Source organism: Winogradskyella eximia (assembly GCF_003386165.1).
Classification (GTDB): domain Bacteria; phylum Bacteroidota; class Bacteroidia; order Flavobacteriales; family Flavobacteriaceae; genus Winogradskyella; species Winogradskyella eximia.
The window spans coordinates 90,711-110,759 of record NZ_QRDV01000010.1 but is presented as its reverse complement, the minus strand read 5'-3'; the positions used below and the strand labels follow the sequence as shown (position 1 = coordinate 110,759).

The 20,049-nt window shown below is 32.8% G+C and carries 10 protein-coding genes; 5 read left to right on the top strand and 5 right to left on the bottom strand.

Annotation, left to right across the window (positions count from 1 at the left end; translation table 11 throughout):
• Positions 1 to 19 precede the first annotated feature (19 nt).
• Entirely contained in the window at positions 20 to 928 is a 909-nt protein-coding gene (locus DFQ10_RS17475; RefSeq protein WP_115818734.1) for a ribonuclease Z, read from the top strand.
• Here DFQ10_RS17475 and DFQ10_RS17470 read toward each other — a convergent pair.
• The gene (locus DFQ10_RS17470) at positions 915 to 1,346 is read right to left on the bottom strand and encodes a hypothetical protein (RefSeq protein ID WP_115818733.1); all 432 of its coding nucleotides are present in this window, start codon (positions 1,344 to 1,346) and stop codon (positions 915 to 917) included. The genes DFQ10_RS17475 and DFQ10_RS17470 overlap by 14 nt on opposite strands.
• Positions 1,347 to 1,428: 82 nt before the next feature.
• Here DFQ10_RS17470 and pdxH point away from each other — a divergent pair, with 82 nt between their 5' ends.
• Positions 1,429 to 2,076, top strand: coding sequence for a pyridoxamine 5'-phosphate oxidase (pdxH, locus tag DFQ10_RS17465; RefSeq protein ID WP_115818732.1), 648 nt, complete (start codon positions 1,429 to 1,431; stop codon positions 2,074 to 2,076).
• Positions 2,077 to 2,428: 352 nt separating this feature from the next.
• The gene (locus DFQ10_RS17460) at positions 2,429 to 2,926 is read left to right on the top strand and encodes a CAP domain-containing protein (protein WP_115818731.1); all 498 of its coding nucleotides are present in this window, start codon (positions 2,429 to 2,431) and stop codon (positions 2,924 to 2,926) included.
• A gap of 38 nt (positions 2,927 to 2,964) precedes the next feature.
• Here DFQ10_RS17460 and DFQ10_RS17455 read toward each other — a convergent pair whose 3' ends face one another.
• From DFQ10_RS17455 to DFQ10_RS17440, 4 genes are all read right to left on the bottom strand, one after another.
• Positions 2,965 to 3,876 (bottom strand): carboxypeptidase-like regulatory domain-containing protein, encoded by a 912-nt coding sequence (locus DFQ10_RS17455; protein WP_115818730.1) that lies wholly within the window; start codon positions 3,874 to 3,876, stop codon positions 2,965 to 2,967.
• 133 nt (positions 3,877 to 4,009) lie between these two features.
• Positions 4,010 to 5,956 carry an OmpA family protein gene (locus DFQ10_RS17450; protein WP_115818789.1) on the bottom strand — a complete coding sequence of 649 codons (1,947 nt, stop codon included), beginning with the start codon at positions 5,954 to 5,956 and terminating at the stop codon, positions 4,010 to 4,012.
• A gap of 13 nt (positions 5,957 to 5,969) precedes the next feature.
• Positions 5,970 to 6,908: a PorP/SprF family type IX secretion system membrane protein gene (locus DFQ10_RS17445; protein WP_115818729.1), complete on the bottom strand. Its 939-nt coding sequence runs from the start codon at positions 6,906 to 6,908 to the stop codon at positions 5,970 to 5,972.
• A 14-nt stretch (positions 6,909 to 6,922) separates the two neighbouring features.
• Positions 6,923 to 17,173, bottom strand: coding sequence for an HYR-like domain-containing protein (locus DFQ10_RS17440; protein WP_115818728.1), 10,251 nt, complete (start codon positions 17,171 to 17,173; stop codon positions 6,923 to 6,925).
• 335 nt (positions 17,174 to 17,508) lie between these two features.
• On the opposite strand from DFQ10_RS17440, the gene DFQ10_RS17435 reads away from it, so the two are divergent.
• Positions 17,509 to 17,997: a SixA phosphatase family protein gene (locus tag DFQ10_RS17435; RefSeq protein WP_115818727.1), complete on the top strand. Its 489-nt coding sequence runs from the start codon at positions 17,509 to 17,511 to the stop codon at positions 17,995 to 17,997.
• Positions 17,994 to 20,048, top strand: coding sequence for a polyphosphate kinase 1 (gene ppk1 / locus DFQ10_RS17430; protein ID WP_115818788.1), 2,055 nt, complete (start codon positions 17,994 to 17,996; stop codon positions 20,046 to 20,048). The genes DFQ10_RS17435 and ppk1 overlap by 4 nt, the downstream gene beginning before the upstream one ends.
• The last annotated feature ends 1 nt before the right edge of the window (position 20,049 follow it).

The window sequence follows — 20,049 nt, the reverse complement described above, 5'->3', positions numbered from 1 at the left end:
TAAACCCATAAATTAATTAATGAAATTAACCATTCTCGGTTGCCATAGCGCAACACCACGTACCAATACCAATCCGACTTCACAGGTTTTAGAGATTAAAAATAATATGTTTTTAATTGATTGTGGAGAAGGAACGCAAGTAGAATTGAGACGTAATAAAATAAAGTTTTCTAGAATTAAGCATATTTTTATTTCGCACCTTCATGGAGACCATTATTTTGGACTGGTTGGTTTAGTGAATACATTTAGTCTGTTAACAAGAGAAACAGAACTTCATATTTATGCACCAAAGGGTCTTAAAGAAGTGATAACACTTCAAATGAAATTATCTTCAAGTTGGACAAATTATCCGCTTATTTTTCATGAGTTAAGTTCTAAAGTGTCGCAACTTATATATGAAGATGAAAAAGTTGAAGTTCATACTATACCTCTAAAACATCGAATTTACACCAACGGTTTTTTATTTAAAGAGAAAGAAAACGAACGTAAATTAGATATTAATTTAGTGAATGAAGCCAATATAGATAAGGCTTACTTTAGAAAATTAAAACAAGGATTTGATGTAGAAAATGAAGACGGTGTTTTAATTGCAAATGAAAAAGTGACTAAAGATCCTTTGCCAGCTAAAAGTTATGCTTTTTGTAGTGATACAGTTTATAATGAGGAAATTATTCCTATAATAAAGGATTGTACTGTTTTATATCATGAATCTACTTTCTTAGATAAAAATGAAGATCTTTGTGTCCCTACTAAGCATAGTACAGCAAGGCAAGCCGCTACTATTGCAAAAAAAGCAAATGTAGAAACCTTAATATTAGGTCATTATTCCACGCGTTATAATGGCTATGAAGAGTTTAAAAATGAAGCACAAACTGTATTTGAGCATACCGTTTTAGCTAAAGATGGGAAAGTCTTTAACTTTGATTAGTCACTTTTGTTATTTCATCTAGATTAATAACCCAGTTGATGGCTTCATCTAAACTTTTGCATCGTTTTAAACTTTTACTGAAAAATTGTTTTTCTAAAGAAGCATTTAAATGGCTAAAATTTGAATAAGATACAATGGCAGTTGCAATTAAAAAGTCATATTCGTTATTAAAATCTACCCAAATTTGAGGATTAAAAGAATATGAGTTATAACGATTAGCGATATAACTGATTTTATCACCCTTATGAACATATTTACTGCATCTTGAAATTATTTCACCGGCAATTGTGTAATCGACATGAACACCCTCATTTAATTCTGATACAATAAAATATTTAGTTAGATATAATGTTCCAAACGGAAAAACTTCTTTTTTATATGCAAAACGCTTAGAATATTTACTGTCTTCAAATTTCATTTGTATGTTTTAATCCTTAAATTTATAGGGAACAAAGCAATTGAAGAAGGAAAAATTGAATAAAAAATTAAATTAAAATGTAATGCAAACAGACTTAGGTAATTATAGAAAATCTTACGAAAAAGGTGAATTGTTATTAGAAAACGTTCCAGAAAACCCTCTAGAGTTATTTAGAGACTGGTTTATAGAGGTCGATACGCATTTTGATGTAGACGAAACTAATGCAATGACTATTTCTACCATTGGCTTAGACGGCTACCCAAAGAATAGAGTAGTACTGCTTAAAAAATACACCTACGAAGGTTTTATTTTTTATACCAACTACGATAGTGAAAAAGGTAAGGCTATTGCAAAAAATCCTAATGTTTGTTTATCCTTCTTTTGGCATGCAGCAGAACGACAAATTATTATTAAGGGGAAGGCTGAAAAAATTTCGGAAAACCTAAGTGATGGTTATTTTGAATCAAGACCTAGAGGAAGTCAATTAGGTGCTGTAGTATCTAATCAAAGTGAAGTTGTAAAAGATAGGGCAGAACTTGAAAATAAATTAAAAGAATTAGGTGCTAAATTTGAAGGCAAAGATATTGAAAGACCTAAAAATTGGGGAGGCTATATTGTAAAACCTTCTACAATAGAATTTTGGCAAGGAAGACCAAATAGACTTCATGATAGAATTCGTTATCAATTACAAGAAGATTATAATTGGAAAATTGAGCGTCTAGCACCTTAATAGAAATAGTTAATTCGTTTTATTACACTGAATATTAGTTTACTTGCATTATATTCCATTCAATAATTCTGATGTCTTTAACAGATTTGCATGCTTTTACTTTAAAGAAATTAAAACATAATATATCCTATTTTATGTTTATGGACTATTCCCTATGATATATTTAAATTATCGTTGAAATACAATTTTTAGATGTTTAACTGTGTTAAATTTTATTAAAAAAGTGCGTTTCGTCGATGTTTTGCAATAAAAATCGACAAAATACATGTCGTTAATCGATTTTAACATTTATTTAACATTTTAAGAAAAGAGTGCGGTTAATTTAGTAAACCCTAACCTAAATTACCTACTTATGAAAGCTTCTAAATTATTCCCATTTTTGGCTATTATTGTTCTTTTTAATTTAACATCTTGTTCTTCAGAAGAAATGGATGATGACGCTAATACTGCAATTGAAGTGCCTGTCGCTCCTCAAGCCAAACAAATAGAAATAGAAATTATGGAGCTTCTTAATTCATACAGAATAGGTGAGGGTTTAAGACCTTTACAAAATCATAATACTGTTAAAGCTGTGGCATATACTCATACAGATTATATGGTAGAAGTACATAATGTATCTCATCATAATTTCTTTTTAAGAAAGCAAACCTTAGAGGTAAATGCTAACGCTAATGTTGTTTCAGAAAATGTTGGTTATGGTTTTAATTCTGCAGAAGCTGTTGTTAATGCTTGGTTAAACAGCCCAAGTCATAAAGCTAATATCGATGGTGATTTTACCGATTTCGATGTATCTGCTGAGCAAGATGTAAATGGAAAATGGTATTTCACTAACATTTTTATTAAACGATAGTTTTTCTGCTAATACCTAATAGAAATAATAGTTGTTTTTTATTTCGTTTTCTCTTTCTCGTAAACCATTTCAATTTTTATAAATGGCACAGCGTATAACTTATCTTTATGTACAGATTTTCTAGAATGTTTAACCCAATCATTTGAACGAAAACGAGCGTATTTAAGTCTGTGTTTAGTATGTGTATGTAGAATACTTGGTGTAGTAACATACATTGAACTTTTTAGTTTTACAGAGTCTGGTTTTACGGTCTCAATACCAATAAAAATACCCTTTTTTGTAAAGGGAATACCTTTATCCTCTAAATCAATTATATAATTCTTTTCATGTATTTCTGGCTTTATTATGATATTTTCAAAATGTAAAAGATCACCAGGAAAGCCTAGGCTATCTATATTATAAAAAGCGATTCTATAATAGGTTTGGTACGTATCATAAATGTCTTTACTAGAATCCTTGAATTTTAAATGCAGTTTTACCAGCTTGCCATTTTTATGTTTTGGATTTTCTATTAATGTGGCTGTTTCGTAGCCGAAAGGAACAGAAAACGGAAATATTAGTTTTCGATTTCCTGAAGATAGCTTTATCTTATTATTACGATATGTTTTTGATGTGTTATGAATTAAAACTTCATCTAAAGTTTCAAATTTAGGTAACATTTGAAAGTTTAAATCTTCTTCGGTTCTGTCTAAAATATGTGTTACAGCAATTTTTTTGTTATGATATCCAATAAGCGAAATAACTAAAGTGTCTTTTGCTGAAGCTTTAGATATATTAAAACTATAAGTACCATCTTCATTACTATAAACACCACTATTTTTATCTTTAAGAGCTAAACTTGCATATGGTAATGTTTTATTAGTAATACTATCTAAAACAACGCCTTTTAGGGTTTGAGAAGGCACTAAAATGGGAATTAGTAATAATATTAGTATGGAAAATATTTTCATGCTTTATTATTAAATCATTTTGTTTAGTAAAGTTACTTTTTTTGAATTGATTTTAGTTTTCAATATTATTAATAAAAAAGAGCAAGCTCATTACAAGCTTGCTCTTTACTTAGTATAAATTTAGTTTGGGAATTTATTCTTTTTCTTTATCGCCATCTACAATGTAGAAATAAGAACGACGGTTTACTTGGTGTTCTTTTTCGGTACAATTAGAATTGTTACCACATTCATTTAAGAGACGTGTTTCACCAAAGCCTCTAGCACTTTCTATTCTACTGGCATCAATACCTCTAGATATAATATACTCTGCTGTAGATTTAGCTCGTTTGTCTGATAACTTTAAATTATACTTATCACGTCCTCTACTATCAGTGTGTGATTCAATTTTAATTACCATTTCTGGATGCTTACGTAGTACATCTACAATGTTTTCTAATTCATATTGTGCATCAGTTCTAATATTAGATTTATCATAATCAAAGAATATAGGATTTATAATAATCTGACTCTCTAATATTAAAGGTTTTAAAACAAGATTAATAGTGTTTGATTTTTCGTTTTCTTTAGAAGATGTAATCGTGTGCTGGTCTTCTTTATAATCTGGTTTACTTCCTAGAATGGTATATGTTTTATCGCACTCTATTTCAAAATTGTAAGTTCCGTTTTCATCAGTTATAACTTCAGCAATTATTTTACCTGTTTCATCAATGAGTTGCACTGTTACATCAGCCAATATTATCTCTGTTCTATGTTCTGTTGCAATTCCTGTAATTAGTTGGTTACACTTACTAATTTTAAAACTGTAAATATCGTCACTCCCTTTTCCTTCTGGTCTATTTGAAGAAAAGTACCCTTTGCGAGTTTTGCTGTCAATGAAAATAGCAAAATCATCGTAACCGCTGTTATAAGGCGCACCCATATTTTCTGGTTCTGAAGCTAATGTTGAATCATTTTTTAGAATGTTAGATTTAAAAATATCTAATAAACCTAAGTTTAAATGGCCATCAGAAGAAAAGTAGAACGTGCTATCTTGTGCCACAAAAGGAAACATTTCTCGGCCTTCGGTATTTATTTTGTCTCCTAAATTAACTGGATCTCCATAAGTACCATCTTCTTTTATTTCAACAGAATAAATATCTGTTTGTCCAATACCTCCATCACGATCAGATACAAAATATAATGTTTTATTATCTACACTTAATGATGGATGACCTGTGGAGTATATTTCGTCATTAAAAGGTAATTCTATAGGATTACTCCATTCTTTTCCTTCTAAAGTTGCTTTATATATTTTAAGATGTGTTGTTCCTTCTTTATCGTATTTTAAGCGTTTTTTATGATTAACATTATCTCTGGTAAAATACATTGTTTTACCATTGTTAGTTATTGCAATGGATGCTTCATGATATATTGTATTTATGTCGTCACCATTTATTTGAGAAGGTGAACCATAAACTTCATTTTTTTCTCCATCTTCATTTTGCTCATGTGTTATACCAATTTGAAATATATCTAAAAATGGTTCTTTATTCCAATTATAGATTTTTTCATCATCACCTCTAGAAGAGGCAAAGTAGAGCGTGCTATCTTTAACAAATGATCCAAAATCTGCTAATTCTGAATTAAAATCTAAATTCTTTATTGAGACCATAAGGTCTTCATTTTTAGATGTTAGTTTATCAAAAATATCAATGTCATCAGGATTGTAACCTTTAAGTCTGCTATCTCCATGTTGTGCTTCATTCAATTTTTTAAACCACACATCTGCTTCTTTGTAATTACCAAGGCTTCTTAGTGATTGAATGTACTTATAGATATATTCAGCTTCAATATCTTTGTATTCATTTAATGCTTTTTCATACCAATATGCTGCTTTTTCTGAATTTGAATTGTTGTAGTAAGCATCACCAAGACGTGTTAAAACGTGTGCATCTGCTTTTCCTTTTTCAACAACTTTTTCGTATAATTCTATGGCTTTTACATAGCCATAATTATCAAAAAATTTATCTGCCAATTTCGTTTGCGCAAAAGACAACGAACTGCATAAAACTAGAACAAGCGTTAATAATTTGATTTTCATAATACAGTTCTTTTTAGAAATATCTTGGCGATTTAATTCGTTTGCTCTTAAAGACTTCAAACATTAGTAAAATTTCGTGAGTACCACTTGTGTAAGGAGCAATATCTGATATCGGATATTCATAGGCATATCCTACTCTTAATTGTTTTGATACTTGAAAATCGGCAATACCTCCGATAGCAGCAGCATGTTCATTAGCTCTATAGGCTAATCCAGCCCAAAACTTTTCATAGAATAAAAAGTTTGCAGAAACGTCAAAAGATAAAGGCGCACCATTAGTGGCTTTTAGTAATACTGAAGGTTTTAATTTAGTACTCTCACTTAGAGTAAAAACATATCCACCAGTAATGTAATAACTCACACGTTCAAACGCAACAAATTCTCTTATGGCATCACTTCCTTTATTATAATCTGTATTTAATATTCTTGGAGCAGATATACCTGCATACCAAAGTTGTGAGTGTAAATATAAACCTGCACCAACATTAGGACTCCAACGGTTAGAGATATCATTAAAAAAAGGATCTACACCACTAACAGAAGGATCATTAAGTAGTTCTTCATCTAAAGAGTAATGTGTCATACCTGCTTTTAGACCAAAAGCTAGTTTTGTTTTTTCACTTGGTTTAATGGTATAAGAATAATCAGCATATAGATAGGAAAAGTTTTCATATCCTAATTTATCATTAATAAATGATACTCCTAAGCCCATACGTTCATTACGAAGAGGAGCGTGTATAGATAAGGTTTGAGTTTCTGGTCCACCTTCTAAGCCAATCCATTGGCTTCTGTGTAATCCTACAATACTTAATGTCTCTCTACTACCAGCATAAGCCGGATTAATAGAAATGGTATTAAACATGTATTGCGTAAACTGGGGCAGTTGCTGGGCAAATGCAGCTGATACACTCAGAAAGAGTATCGCAATACTTATAAATTTTGATAACTTCATCAGTCGGTTAAGTTTTAATTTGTTGCTACGTATATAGGGCCTGTAATTGGAGCTATACCACTTTCTCTTATATTAATAATGTAGAAATATGTTCCGGTTGGGACTTTTCCTGAACTTCCTACAGAAGAACTGTGTGCATTACCATTCCAATCATTTTTATAATTATTAGATTTATAAATCTCAGCTCCCCAACGATTGAATATTTGTAGTTCTATAACAAATTCACAATCTTCTACACCACTAATGGTAAAGAACTCATTGTATGGATCTCCATTTGCTGTGACCGTTTTAGATATAACGATATCATCTTCACCACATGCTAATACTACACAATCATCATCAAGAGTTACGTTAACTTCTTTTTCTGTAGGACAAGGTCCATCTGTAATAGAGTATAAGAAGGTATATACACCAACTTCAGCAGATGAAGGGTCAAATAGACTACCATCAATAACAGCATCACCAGCAATAACGCTCCATGTACCATCCATGTTAAAATCACCAGTTAATAAATCGAATAAATCAAATTCAGTATCTAGAATACAACGACTAGTATCGTATGCTGTAATCGCATTGGAGACTTCTACGGCTATATTTTGGGTTATTTCTGATGTATTACCACAGTCATCAGAAACGGTCCAAGTTCTAATAATATTATAATCTTCATAATTATTAGATTGAGTGGATTCTTCATCGAATACGACCTCAATATTATTTGAACATGAATCTTCAAATTCTAAACTTGGCACTGCAGGTACATCATCACATGCCACTATAATGTTTTCATCGAAAGGAGTAGTAACAGTTGGTGCCGTTGTATCTTGAACTGAAATAAATTGAGTGTGTTCGGTTACATTATCACAGCTATCTATACTCGTCCACCTGCGCTCAATAAGATAATAACCTGTACAATCTCCGTTTGTAATCAGTTCTACAAAATTAACTTCGGCAGTACCACAGTTATCAGTAGCTGTTAGGGTTTCAGCCTCAGGTACTGCATCACACTCTACTGTAATATCAGAAGGTAGTGTTTCATTAAATGAAGGTGCAGTTGTATCTTGCACTGTAATTAACTGTTCATGAGTTGTTACATTATCACATTCATCTGTTAAAGTCCAAGTACGGGTAATAACAAAATAGTTAGGACAATTTCCATCAATGGTACTATCTGCGTATTCTGCTTCTAAATCAGCTGAGCAGTTGTCAGCTTCGTCAGTAACATCACCTGTTAGAGTTAAATCTGCAATATTCACATCACATTCTATAGTTATATCAGCAGGAACAGTGAATGTTGGTGCTGTAGAATCTTCAACAGTTACTATTTGTTCACCTGTAGCTGAATTTCCACAAGAATCCGTTGCTGTCCATACTCTTCTTATTGTTTTTGTATTACCACATTCGGTTTCTACAATATCTTCATAAGTAACTTCAACCGATATGTCACATTCGTCAATCGCTTTCCCTAATCCAGTATTTTCAGGACTTGAATCTTCGTCACATTCAATAGTCACATTTAAAGGAACTGTTAATATTGGTGCCAATGTATCTACTAAAGAATATGAAGCAGTTGTTGTAGCAATATTACCACATTCATCAGTTGCGCTGAATATAACTTCAATAGATCCGTTATCACAATCTATAGTTGTATTAGAATCATAATTATTGGTCCAAGTTACAGTACTACAATTATCAGTAGCTGTTGCGCCAGCATTATTAGCTAACCAATCTTCAAGAGTAGCCTCTAAAGTAATGCCGCATTCTATAGTTATATTTTCAATAGCAGAATCATCAATAGTAGGAGGTGTTGTATCTTGAACTGTAATTGTTTGTACAAAAGTTGTTGAATTATTACAATTGTCAGTTACAGTGAATGTTCTTGATATTATTATAGGACAATTGTCTGTTGAAGTAATAGTATCAATATAAGTTATGCTTGAAATATTAAAATCATCAGAAGCATTATAGTTTGGATTTGAATCAAATATTCCGGTTACATCAATATATTGAGTATCATTAAACGGAAATACAGCATTGGTAGAAGTTATAACATCAATATCACATCCTGAAATGGTTAATGTATTAGGAACTGAAATTGTAGGATTTTCGTTATCATTAATTAAAATGGTATTGTTAGTTGTGATAATAAAAGTACATCCATTAGCATCTGTAATTAAAACGGGATATGTTCCTGGGCCTAAATTTTCAAAGAAGCCTTCTAGTTGTAAAGTAGCACCATTATCAATAGAGTAGGTGTATGGAGGAGTTCCACCAATACCTTGTGCTGTTAGACTACCTGTATTTTCTGTATTACACTCAGAATTTGCTATTTGTGTTATAGAACCAGAAAGCTCATCGCTAGGTTGAGCAATAGTAATCGTTTGTACTACAGGCTCACAAACGGATCCATCCATAGTCACACTTACAGTATAATTACCAGCGATTACATCAGCAATCGCACTAGAGGTTACACCAGTATCTGTTTGACCATTAGACCATGTAAAAGTAAATGTAGCAGTAGGATTAATCACAGAACTAGCAGAGACTGAAGTGGCACCCGTTGCATCACCAAAACATAAAACGTTAGTTGTCGTTCCAGTTGTTAAAGCGGTATCACAATCATCAGTACAGGTAATAGAAATAATTTGAGAAGTTGAACAACCATTAGCATCCGTTACCACAAGCGTATGATCACCCACAGGTAAGTCACTAGCATTAGCAGTTGTTTGGTTATTAGCCGAAGCTGACCAAAGGTAGGTATAAGGAGGTGTACCACCAGAAACCACAGGTGTTGCCGTTCCATCAGTACATCCTTGTATTGAAGTGGCGTTCACTTTATTAATCGTAAGGCCTAAAGCTTCAGTAGGTTGAGCAATAGTAATCGTTTGTACTACAGGCTCACAAACGGATCCATCCATAGTCACACTCACGGTATAATTACCAGCGATTACATCAGCAATCGCACTAGAGGTTACACCAGTATCTGTTTGACCATTAGACCATGTAAAAGTAAATGTAGCAGTAGGATTAATCACAGAACTTGCAGAGATTGAAGTGGCACCCGTTGCATCACCAAAACATAAAACGTTAGTTGTCGTTCCAGTTGTTAAAGCGGTATCACAATCATCAGTACAGGTAATTTCAATACTCTCTACAGTTTTACAGCCATTGTTATCTGTGACAACAACTGAATGGATACCTACAGGTAGATTTGTAGCGGTCTGAGTAGTTTGGTTATTAGCAGAAGAAGTCCACTCATAAGAATAAGGGGACGTACCACCTGATACATTTGCAGTTGCAGTACCATCAATACAACCTCGTATAGATGTAGCATTTACTTTATCTATAGTAAGACTTAATGGGGTAGCAGGTTCTGAAATATAAAAACTTTTAGATACAGTACAACCGTTATTATCTTCAACCGTTATTGTATAATTACCTGCACCAATATCTGTTAAATCTTGACTCGTCGCTCCATTACTCCATGAATAAGAATAGGGAGGTAGACCACCATTTACGTCTATATCAATAGCACCTGTGTCTAGCCCAAAGCAATTCACATCAATTTTCGAATTTAGGGTTATTGAAAGTACAGTATGATTAACATTTATAATTTGCGTATGCTCAATATCATTTCCACAATCATCTTCAGCAGACCAATTTCTTTCTATAGTATAAGAAGTATTACAATTGCTACCTACTAATGTTTCTGAAAATATAACATCAATATTATCATCACAATTATCGGATGCCGTTAAAACTAGAAGTGTTGGTATGCTATTAGAATCTACAGTGATATTTGTTGGTAAGCTTTCATTGAAGCTAGGATCTGTAGTATCTATTACATTTATTGTTTGCGTATCGGATACACTGTTATTACAACCATCAGTTACAGTCCAAGTTCTTGTAATGGTCTTAGTATTTCCACAAGAGGAAGTATCTGTATCAGAATAGGTAATGGTTAAATTATTACAATTATCACTGCCAGTAGCTTCACCAGTGTTAGCACTAGACTCATCTGCACCACACTGAATAGTTATATCTGCAGGCACAGTAATAGTTGGCGCAGTAGTATCGGCTACTATAATGTTTTGAGACACTGATGATGAATTTCCACAATCATCCATAAACGTCCAAGTTCTTACAATAGTTATTTGACATGGATCAGAATTATCTATAGCATCAACTCCTGTAACAGTTATATTATCCATGCAATTATCACTCGCGGTTAATTGGCCAGGATTAGGAACTTCATCAATACATTGAAAAGTTAAATCGTCAGGAGCATTAGGTGCAACAGGGTTAGTTGTGTCAACACTATTAAATGTAGCGGTTGTAGTTGCTGAGTTTCCACAACCATCTGTAGCGGTAAAAGTCACTGTAGCAGAACCTGTTTCACCGCAGCCATCAGAAAGTGTGGAGAAATTATGAGACCAAATAACACCAGAACAATTATCAGCAGCGTTAGCACCACCATTTGTTGCTAACCATGTTATAAAATCTTCAGTAACACCACCATCAATATTACATTCAATGGTTTGATCAGAGGCAGCAGTTGTTATTACTGGAGGTGTTGTATCTTGAATAGCATATGTTGCGCTAGTGGTGGCTGTATTACCACAATCGTCAGTAGCCGTAAAGATTACAGTAATTGCTCCATTAGCACAATCCACGTCAGTATTCATAGCATAGTCGTTAGACCACGTTATATTACCACAGAAATCTGAAGCAGTTGCACCAGCATTATTGTCTAACCAATTTTCAAGTGTTCCGTCTGGAGTTACACCACACTGTATTTCGATATTTTGAATACCAGTATTGTCAATTATAGGTGCTGTTGTATCTTGAACAGTAATTGATTGAATTAAGGTTGTTGTATTATCACAATCATCTTTTAAAGACCAAGTACGCGTGATAACTGATGCATTTGCACAGCTGCCATCAGCAATCGTATCTGTATATATTGCTCTTAAATTAGTAGAACAGTTATCTACAATATTAGTAACATATCCAGTTATAGCAAGGTCAGTAGCATCAACATCACACTCAATAGTGATATCTGCAGGTGCTGTAAATGTAGGTGCTGTTGTATCGATTACATTAATGGTCTGTACATGTGTTGTTGTATTATTACAATCATCAGTCAGAGACCAAGTACGTGTAATAGTTTTTGAGTTGGCACAGCTACCATTAGCAATACTATCAGAGTAGGTTGCATTTAGCCCAGAAGAACAATTGTCATTTTCATTTGTTACATCACCAGTAATCGTAAGATCATTAGTGTCAACACCACATTCAATAGTCACATCTGCTGGTGCACTAAATGTAGGATCCGTAGTATCAGCTACTGTAATATTTTGTGACACAGATGATGAATTTCCACAATCATCAATAAACGTCCATGTTCTTACAATAATAATATTACAAGGATTAGAATTATCAATATTATCAACTCCTGTAGCACTTATATTATTCATGCAATTATCACTAGCAGTTAACTGACCAGGACTAGGAACTTCGTCAATACATTGGAAAGTTAAATCGATTGGAGCACTAGGAGGGACAGGGTTAGTGGTATCACTATTATTAAATGTAGCTGTGGTAGATGTTGAGTTTCCACAACCATCTGTAGCTGTAAAAGTCACTGTAGCAGATCCTGTTTCACCACAACCACCCGAAAGTGAGGTGAAATTATTTGACCAGATAACAGTAGAACAATCATCTGTAGCAGTAGCACCACCATTTGTGTCTAACCAGTTTTGAATACTTTGAGTTGAACTACTATCAATATTACATTCAATTGTTTTATCGGAAGCAGCACTTGTTATAACTGGAGGTGTAGTATCTTGAATAGTATACGCTGCGCTTGTTGTTGAAGTGTTTCCACAATCATCAGTAGCAGTAAATATAACTGTTGTAGATGAAGAACAATCTGAAACACCATCACTATAATTATTTGACCATGTTACACTTCCACAGTTATCAGAAGCCAAAGCACCACCATTATTATCTAACCAAGCTTGTAAAGTTCCGCTAGGCGTTACACCACATTCAATCATTATATTAGAAGCAGACGTATCCATTGTTGGAGGTGTTGTGTCTTCTATAGTTATGATTTGATCTAATGACGTCGTGTTACCACAATCATCAGTAGCCGTCCAAGTTCTTGTAATTGTTTCTGTATAACCACAATTAGCTGCCGATGAATCATTATAAGTGATTGTTGCATTACCACAAGAGTCACTTCCTGTGGCTGTACCAGTAGCAGAAGGAGCAGTAGGATTTGTACATTCTATAGTAACATCACTAGGTATATTTAAAGTAGGTGCTGTTGTATCTACAACGCTAATGGTCTGCACACGTGTTGTTGTATTATTACAGTCATCAGTCAGAGACCATGTACGTGTAATTGTTTCTGCGTTGGTACAGCTACCATTAGTCACACTATCCGTATATGTTGCTTGTAGACCAGATGAACAGTTGTCTTTTTCATTTGTAACATCACCAGTATTAGCACTAGATGTATCTTCTCCACACTGAATAGTTATATCTGCAGGTACAGTAAATGTAGGTGCTACAGTATCAGCTACTATAATATTTTGTGACACTGAAGATGAATTTCCACAATCATCAATAAACGTCCATGTTCTTACAATAGTTATATTACATGGATTAGAATTATCAACACTATCAACCCCTGTAACAGTAATATTACTCATGCAATTATCAGTAGCAGTTAATTGACCAGGCGTAGGCACGTCATCAATACAATTGAAATATGAATCAGCAGGAGCATTGGGAGCGACAGGGTTAGTTGTATCACTATTATTAAATGTAGCCGTTGTGGTTGTTGAGTTACCACAACCATCAGTGGCTGTAAAAGTCACTGTAGCAGATCCTGTTTCGCCACAACCACCAGAAAGTGAGGTGAAATTATTAGTCCAAATAATTTCAGAACAATCATCAGTAGCAGTAGCACCACCATTTGAATTTAACCAGTTTTGAATATTTTCAGTTGCATTACTATCAATATTACATTCAATTATTTGATCAGAGGCAGAAATTGTTATTACTGGAGGTGTTGTGTCTTGAATTGTATAGGTTGCGCTTGTAGTAGAAGTGTTACCACAATCATCACTAGCTGTAAAGATTACAGTAATTGACGACGAACAATCTGAAATACCAGCGTTATAATTATTAGACCATGTTACATTTCCACAGTTATCAGAGGCCACAGCGCCACCATTATTATCTAACCAAGCTTGTAATGTGCCATCAGGCGTTACACCACATTCAATCATTATTGGTGAAGCAGGCGTATCTATCGTAGGAGGAGTAGTATCTTTTACAGTTATAATTTGATTTCTTGATCTAGTATTACCACAGTCATCAGTAGCCGTCCAAGTTCTTTTAATTTTTTCTGTATTACCACAATTAGCATACGACGTATCATTATAAGAGATGGTTACATTTCCACAAGAGTCACTTCCTGTAGCTGTACCAGTAGCAGAAGGATCTGTAGGATCTGTACATTCTACTGTAACATTACTAGGAATAGTTAAAGTAGGCGCTGTTGTATCGACAACATTAATGATTTGCACGTGTCTTGTTGTATTATTACAATCATCAGTCAGAGACCAGGTACGTGTAATTGTTTCTGTGTTGGCACAGCTACCATTCGCCACACTATCAGTGTAGGTCGCATTTAGCCCAGACGAGCAGTTGTCTTTTTCGTTTGTTACATCACCAGTGATTGTAAGATCATTAGCATCAACATCACATTCAATATTTAAATCTGCAGGTACAGTAAATGTAGGAGCCGTTGTATCTGCTACTGTAATATTTTGTGAGACAGATGATGAATTTCCACAATCATCAATAAATGTCCATGTTCTTACAATAGTAATATTACAAGGATTAGAATTATCAATATTATCAACTCCTGTAGCACTTATATTATTCATGCAATTATCAGTAGCAGTTAACTGACCAGGACTAGGAACTTCGTCAATACATTGTAAATTTAAATCGCCCGGAGCATTGGGAGCGACAGGGTTAGTGGTATCACTATTATTAAATGTAGCTGTTGTAGATGTTGAGTTTCCACAACCATCTGTAGCTGTAAAAGTCACTGTAGCAGATCCTGTTTCACCACAACCACCCGAAAGAGAGGTGAAATTATTAGTCCAAATAATTGCAGAACAATCATCAGTAGCTGTAGCACCACCATTTGTATCTAGCCAATTTTGAATACTTTGAGTTGCATTACTATCAATATTACATTCAACTGATTGATTAGAGGCTACATTTGTTATTACAGGAGGTGTTGTATCTTGAATAACATAAGTTGCCCTCGTTGTTGCAGTATTACCACAATGATCAGTAGCAGTAAATATTACTGTTGTTGATTCAGAACAATCTGAAACACCAGTATTATAATTATTAGACCATGTTATATTTCCACAGTTATCTGAGGCCATAGCACCACCATTAGTATCTAACCAATTTTGTAGTGTGCCAGCAGGTGTTACACCGCATTCAATCATTATTTCAGAAGCAGGCGTGTCAATTGTAGGAGGTATGGTATCATTAATAGTAATTAATTGAGTAACATTAATTGAATTTCCACAGTCATCAGTAACACTATATGTTCTTGTAATTGTTTCAGGACAAGATAAATTATTTGAAACATCCGAAATAAAAGAAACAACTGGATGTGTAGTCACATTATCCATTTCATCATCAACATCTTCTATATTATATTCAGGTACATCGTCTATGCATTGAACACTTATAGAATCTAGATTTGAAGCTGTAGGCGCTTCAGTATCATTCACATTAATATCGAAATTAACGCTAACTGAGCAATTATTTGAATCTGTAACTTCGACCAAATGATTACCAATATCTAAATTATTAAAAGTATTTGAAGTTTGAGATGAACCACCATCTATAGTATAACTGTAAGGTGGATTTCCGTTTGTGGCGGAAATTATCACTGAACCATTTGAATCTCCAACACAGTTAGCATCTGATTTTGAACCTACAGAAGCACTTAAATCGGTAATCATAAGATTTATAGAACCTGCAGGTGATGCACAAAGATCAACAGGGTTGTAATAAGACACGTAATAAGTACCTGGTGAACTTACAACTGTATCACTTAAATGTTCTGAAGTATTTAAAGGATCTGGACTGGTGCTCCAAGTTAATTCAGAACCACCAGGACCTGTTGATGTTATATAAGAGTTTAAGTCAACCGAAAATGAATCACAAAAAACATCTGTCGCTATATTACCTGTTTCAATATTTTCTTCTGCAATAGTAGGTGGCACAGAATAACCTTCAAGACTTAGTCTTAATCCATCAACTAAAACTACAGACTTTCCAGGGGTTTGAGTTTGATAAAATACATTTACTGTACCTGAATTATCAGACTGAAAAGTGATACAAATTGTCTCCCAATACGGATTAATTTCTGTCCAACCACCTGGGTTTTGAAAAGGTCCAGTTGTTGCGGTTGATAAACTATTTGGAAAATCTGTTAAAGGATGAACAGTCAAATCATCTTCATTATAAGTTAATGGATCTGTAATTTGAATTCCACCAGAACCTATACCAAAATTTAAATCTGGACTAAACTCAACGAAACTACCATCACTATTACTATAACGAGGAATAACAGCAATTTCAAAACACACACGGTAAGTGGCATTTGGAAGTACTGTTAAATCTTGCTCAATACCTTCAAATTTATATGAAAAAATAGAAAATCCTCCACCATCTGGAGAAGGAGATATAATAGCAGGTGTATCAATGTTTGCGTCTATATTAGAATATGAAATATATTGTCCTTCTGAATAATCTACGGTACCTTGATCATTCCAGCAGTCATAAACGATATCAGCAGCATAAGCACTTCCATCTACAGCGGTCTGAAAGTCTTGTGGTAACCCATTATTATTAGGTGATATATCAATCGCATTAAAAGAACCACATGTAATCACATTACAAGTTCCTACAGGATTTGTTTCAGAAGATCTTTGACTATAATTTGAAAATGATTTATTCTCATTATACGTTTTGGCACGTTTATTTAGTACCTCCATGTAATCTTTTCGTTCTTTCTGAGATAATTTGGCAGTCTTAGGCCAATAATCAGATTCTTTATCAAATCGTTCTTGAGCAAATCCATTATCTATAAATAATAATGAAACAACACAAATTGTTAATAATTTGAAAAAAATTGAAGTAAAGTTATTTTTCATATTTTATAGATATAACCTATCATGCAAATGATGCTGTTAAAACTAAATAGACCTAATACTATAACTTAAAAAAAAGCTATAGTAATAACTACTTCGTTGAAAACAACATAATTATTTGTTCTTTGTTAAATAAATAGAGGGAAGTATTTTAAGACAAATGAAATATATATGGATTAATATATTTTTTGATTTGGAATCATTTGCATTAAATTTACCTAACAAAAGAACTTATAACTAATATCATAAACAAACATTAGAGTTAAGGCGGCAATTTAATCGTTAAAACGGAATTGTGCAACCTTTTATCGTAAAAATTTGCATTTAAACGATATTTTATGAAGAGCATTACAATCATTAGACATGGTAAATCGTCTTGGGAACATGACGTAACTGATAGAGAAAGACCATTAAAAACTAGAGGTATAAACGATATTAAATTAGTTGCTAATCAGTATGTTAAAGCAAGTTTTTTATCTGAAAGTATTTATTCTAGCCCAGCAAATAGAGCACTTAGTACGTGCAAAATATTTTTAAAATCATTAAAAATTTCAGAAAACAAAATTAATGTTGTTGAGGAGTTATATGATTTTGAAGGACGAAATGTGGTTGATTTCGTTAAAAATTTATCAAATGACGTAAATGATGTTATGATATTTGGTCATAATAATGCATTAACATCAATTTCTAATATATTTGGAGACGTTTATATAGATAATCTTCCTACGAGTGGTTTAGTAAAGCTCAATTTTGACATAAACGAATGGAAAGATTTAAAACAAGGTACAACAGAATTTATAATTATTCCAAAGGAATTAAAACAATGATAAAAGATAAAAATAGATATATAAATAGAGAATTAAGCTGGTTAAAATTTAATGAACGTGTTTTACAAGAGGCAGCTGACAAAGAAGTTCCATTGATTGAACGTCTGCGTTTTTTAGGAATATTTTCTAACAATTTGGATGAATTCTTTAAAGTAAGATACGCTACGGTAAAACGAATTTATGAAGCCGGAAAAGGTGGAAAAAGTGAATTAGGTGGTATTAAAGCCGGTGACCTTTTAGAAGAAATAACTCAAATTGTTATTAAACAACAAAGTTATAGCTTAGAAATTCTAGACGAAATTGAGAAAGAGCTAGAAAGCGAAAATATTTATCTGATAAATGAAACTGAGATTACCGAGGATCATCATGATTTTATCATGAATTATTTTTACCAAGAAATTAGTCCAGCTTTAGTTGTAATAATGCTTAATGAAGACGTTGCGTTGCCAGAACTTATGGATATTTCGGCTTATTTAACCGTAAAAATGTCTAATTCTAATGGTAAAGATCAGGTGGCTTTAATAGAAATATCGTCAGATATGGATCGTTTTATTGTATTACCTAGTAAAGGGAATAGTAACTATATTATAATGGTAGATGATATTTTAAGATATTGTTTGGATGATATTTTTAACATCTTTACTTATGATAGTATTAGTGCGCACATGATTAAAATTACACGAGATGGAGAATTAGATTTTGATAGCGATTTAAGTAAAAGCTTTATAGATAAACTTTCAGAAAGTGTAAAAGATAGACAAAGTGGTGCTCCAGTAAGGTTTGTTTATGATAAAAATATAGAGGAAGACACCTTAAATATTCTTTTAGAACGCATGTCCATTGATGAGAAAGAAAGTATGATTCCTGGAGGTCGCTACCATAATAGAAGGGATTATATGAGTTTTCCAAGTTTAGGTAGAACAGATTTGTTATACGATAAAATAAAACCGCTACCTGTAAAAGGTTTAAATTTAGAAGATAGTATTTTTAAAACCATAGCTAAGAAAGACTATTTAATTTATACTCCTTATCATACATTTTCATATATCGTAAAATTTTTAAGAGAAGCAGCATTAGATCCAAAAGTAAAAACTATAAAAATTACTATATATAGATTGGCTCAAATATCTCATGTGGCTAGTTCTTTAATTAATGCGGCTAAAAATGGTAAAAAAGTAACCGTTTCCATTGAGCTTAGAGCGCGCTTTGATGAAGCTGCAAATATTAATTATGCAGAACAAATGCAAGATGTAGGTATAAAAATGTTTTTTGGAGTTTCGGGCTTAAAGGTACATTGTAAAATGTGTGTTATTGAACGCGAGGAAAATAATAAACTCGTAAGATATGGTTTTATTAGTACAGGGAACTTTAATGAATCTACAGCAAAAATCTATACTGATTTTACATTAATGACCGCAGATTCTAAAATTTTAAAAGATGTTAATAAGGTATTTGACTTCTTTGAAGTAAATTATAAAGTAAATAGATACAAACACATTATTACTTCTCCACACTATACAAAAAGTAAGATTTTTGCTTTAATAGACAAAGAAATAGAAACTGTTAAAAGTGGAAAGCCAGCATATATAAGACTAAAAATGAATAGCATTAGTAGCTATAAAATGATAGATAAATTATATGAAGCAAGTAGAGCAGGAGTAAAAATACAAATGATTGTTAGAGGTCTCTGCTGTTTAGTGCCTGGCGTAAAAGGGATGAGTGAGAATATTGAAATTATCAGTATAGTAGATAAATTCCTAGAGCATACGAGATTATATATTTTTTCAAATCAAAATAATCCTAAGATTTATATATCTTCTGCAGATTGGATGACCAGAAACATAGATACTAGAGTAGAAGTAAGTTGCCCTATTTATGATGAAGATATCAAACAAGAATTACAACATCTTTTTGATATATGTTGGAATGATAATGTAAAAGCGCGCATCATAAATGAAACCCAAGATAACACCTATCGTAGAAATAATAATCCAAAGGTAAGAGCGCAATTTGACACCTATAAATATTACTTAAATAATTTAGAAGAATAAT

Excerpts from the sequence above, each read along its gene's own strand:
- pdxH (WP_115818732.1), top strand. The coding sequence starts at position 1,429 with ATGCAAACAGACTTAGGTAATTATAGAAAATCTTACGAAAAAGGTGAA.
- DFQ10_RS17445 (WP_115818729.1), bottom strand. The coding sequence starts at position 6,908 with ATGAAGTTATCAAAATTTATAAGTATTGCGATACTCTTTCTGAGTGTA.
- DFQ10_RS17475 (WP_115818734.1), top strand. The coding sequence starts at position 20 with ATGAAATTAACCATTCTCGGTTGCCATAGCGCAACACCACGTACCAAT.
- ppk1 (WP_115818788.1), top strand. The coding sequence starts at position 17,994 with ATGATAAAAGATAAAAATAGATATATAAATAGAGAATTAAGCTGGTTA.
- DFQ10_RS17470 (WP_115818733.1), bottom strand. The coding sequence starts at position 1,346 with ATGAAATTTGAAGACAGTAAATATTCTAAGCGTTTTGCATATAAAAAA.
- DFQ10_RS17450 (WP_115818789.1), bottom strand. The coding sequence starts at position 5,956 with ATGAAAATCAAATTATTAACGCTTGTTCTAGTTTTATGCAGTTCGTTG.
- DFQ10_RS17455 (WP_115818730.1), bottom strand. The coding sequence starts at position 3,876 with ATGAAAATATTTTCCATACTAATATTATTACTAATTCCCATTTTAGTG.
- DFQ10_RS17435 (WP_115818727.1), top strand. The coding sequence starts at position 17,509 with ATGAAGAGCATTACAATCATTAGACATGGTAAATCGTCTTGGGAACAT.
- DFQ10_RS17460 (WP_115818731.1), top strand. The coding sequence starts at position 2,429 with ATGAAAGCTTCTAAATTATTCCCATTTTTGGCTATTATTGTTCTTTTT.
- DFQ10_RS17440 (WP_115818728.1), bottom strand. The coding sequence starts at position 17,173 with ATGAAAAATAACTTTACTTCAATTTTTTTCAAATTATTAACAATTTGT.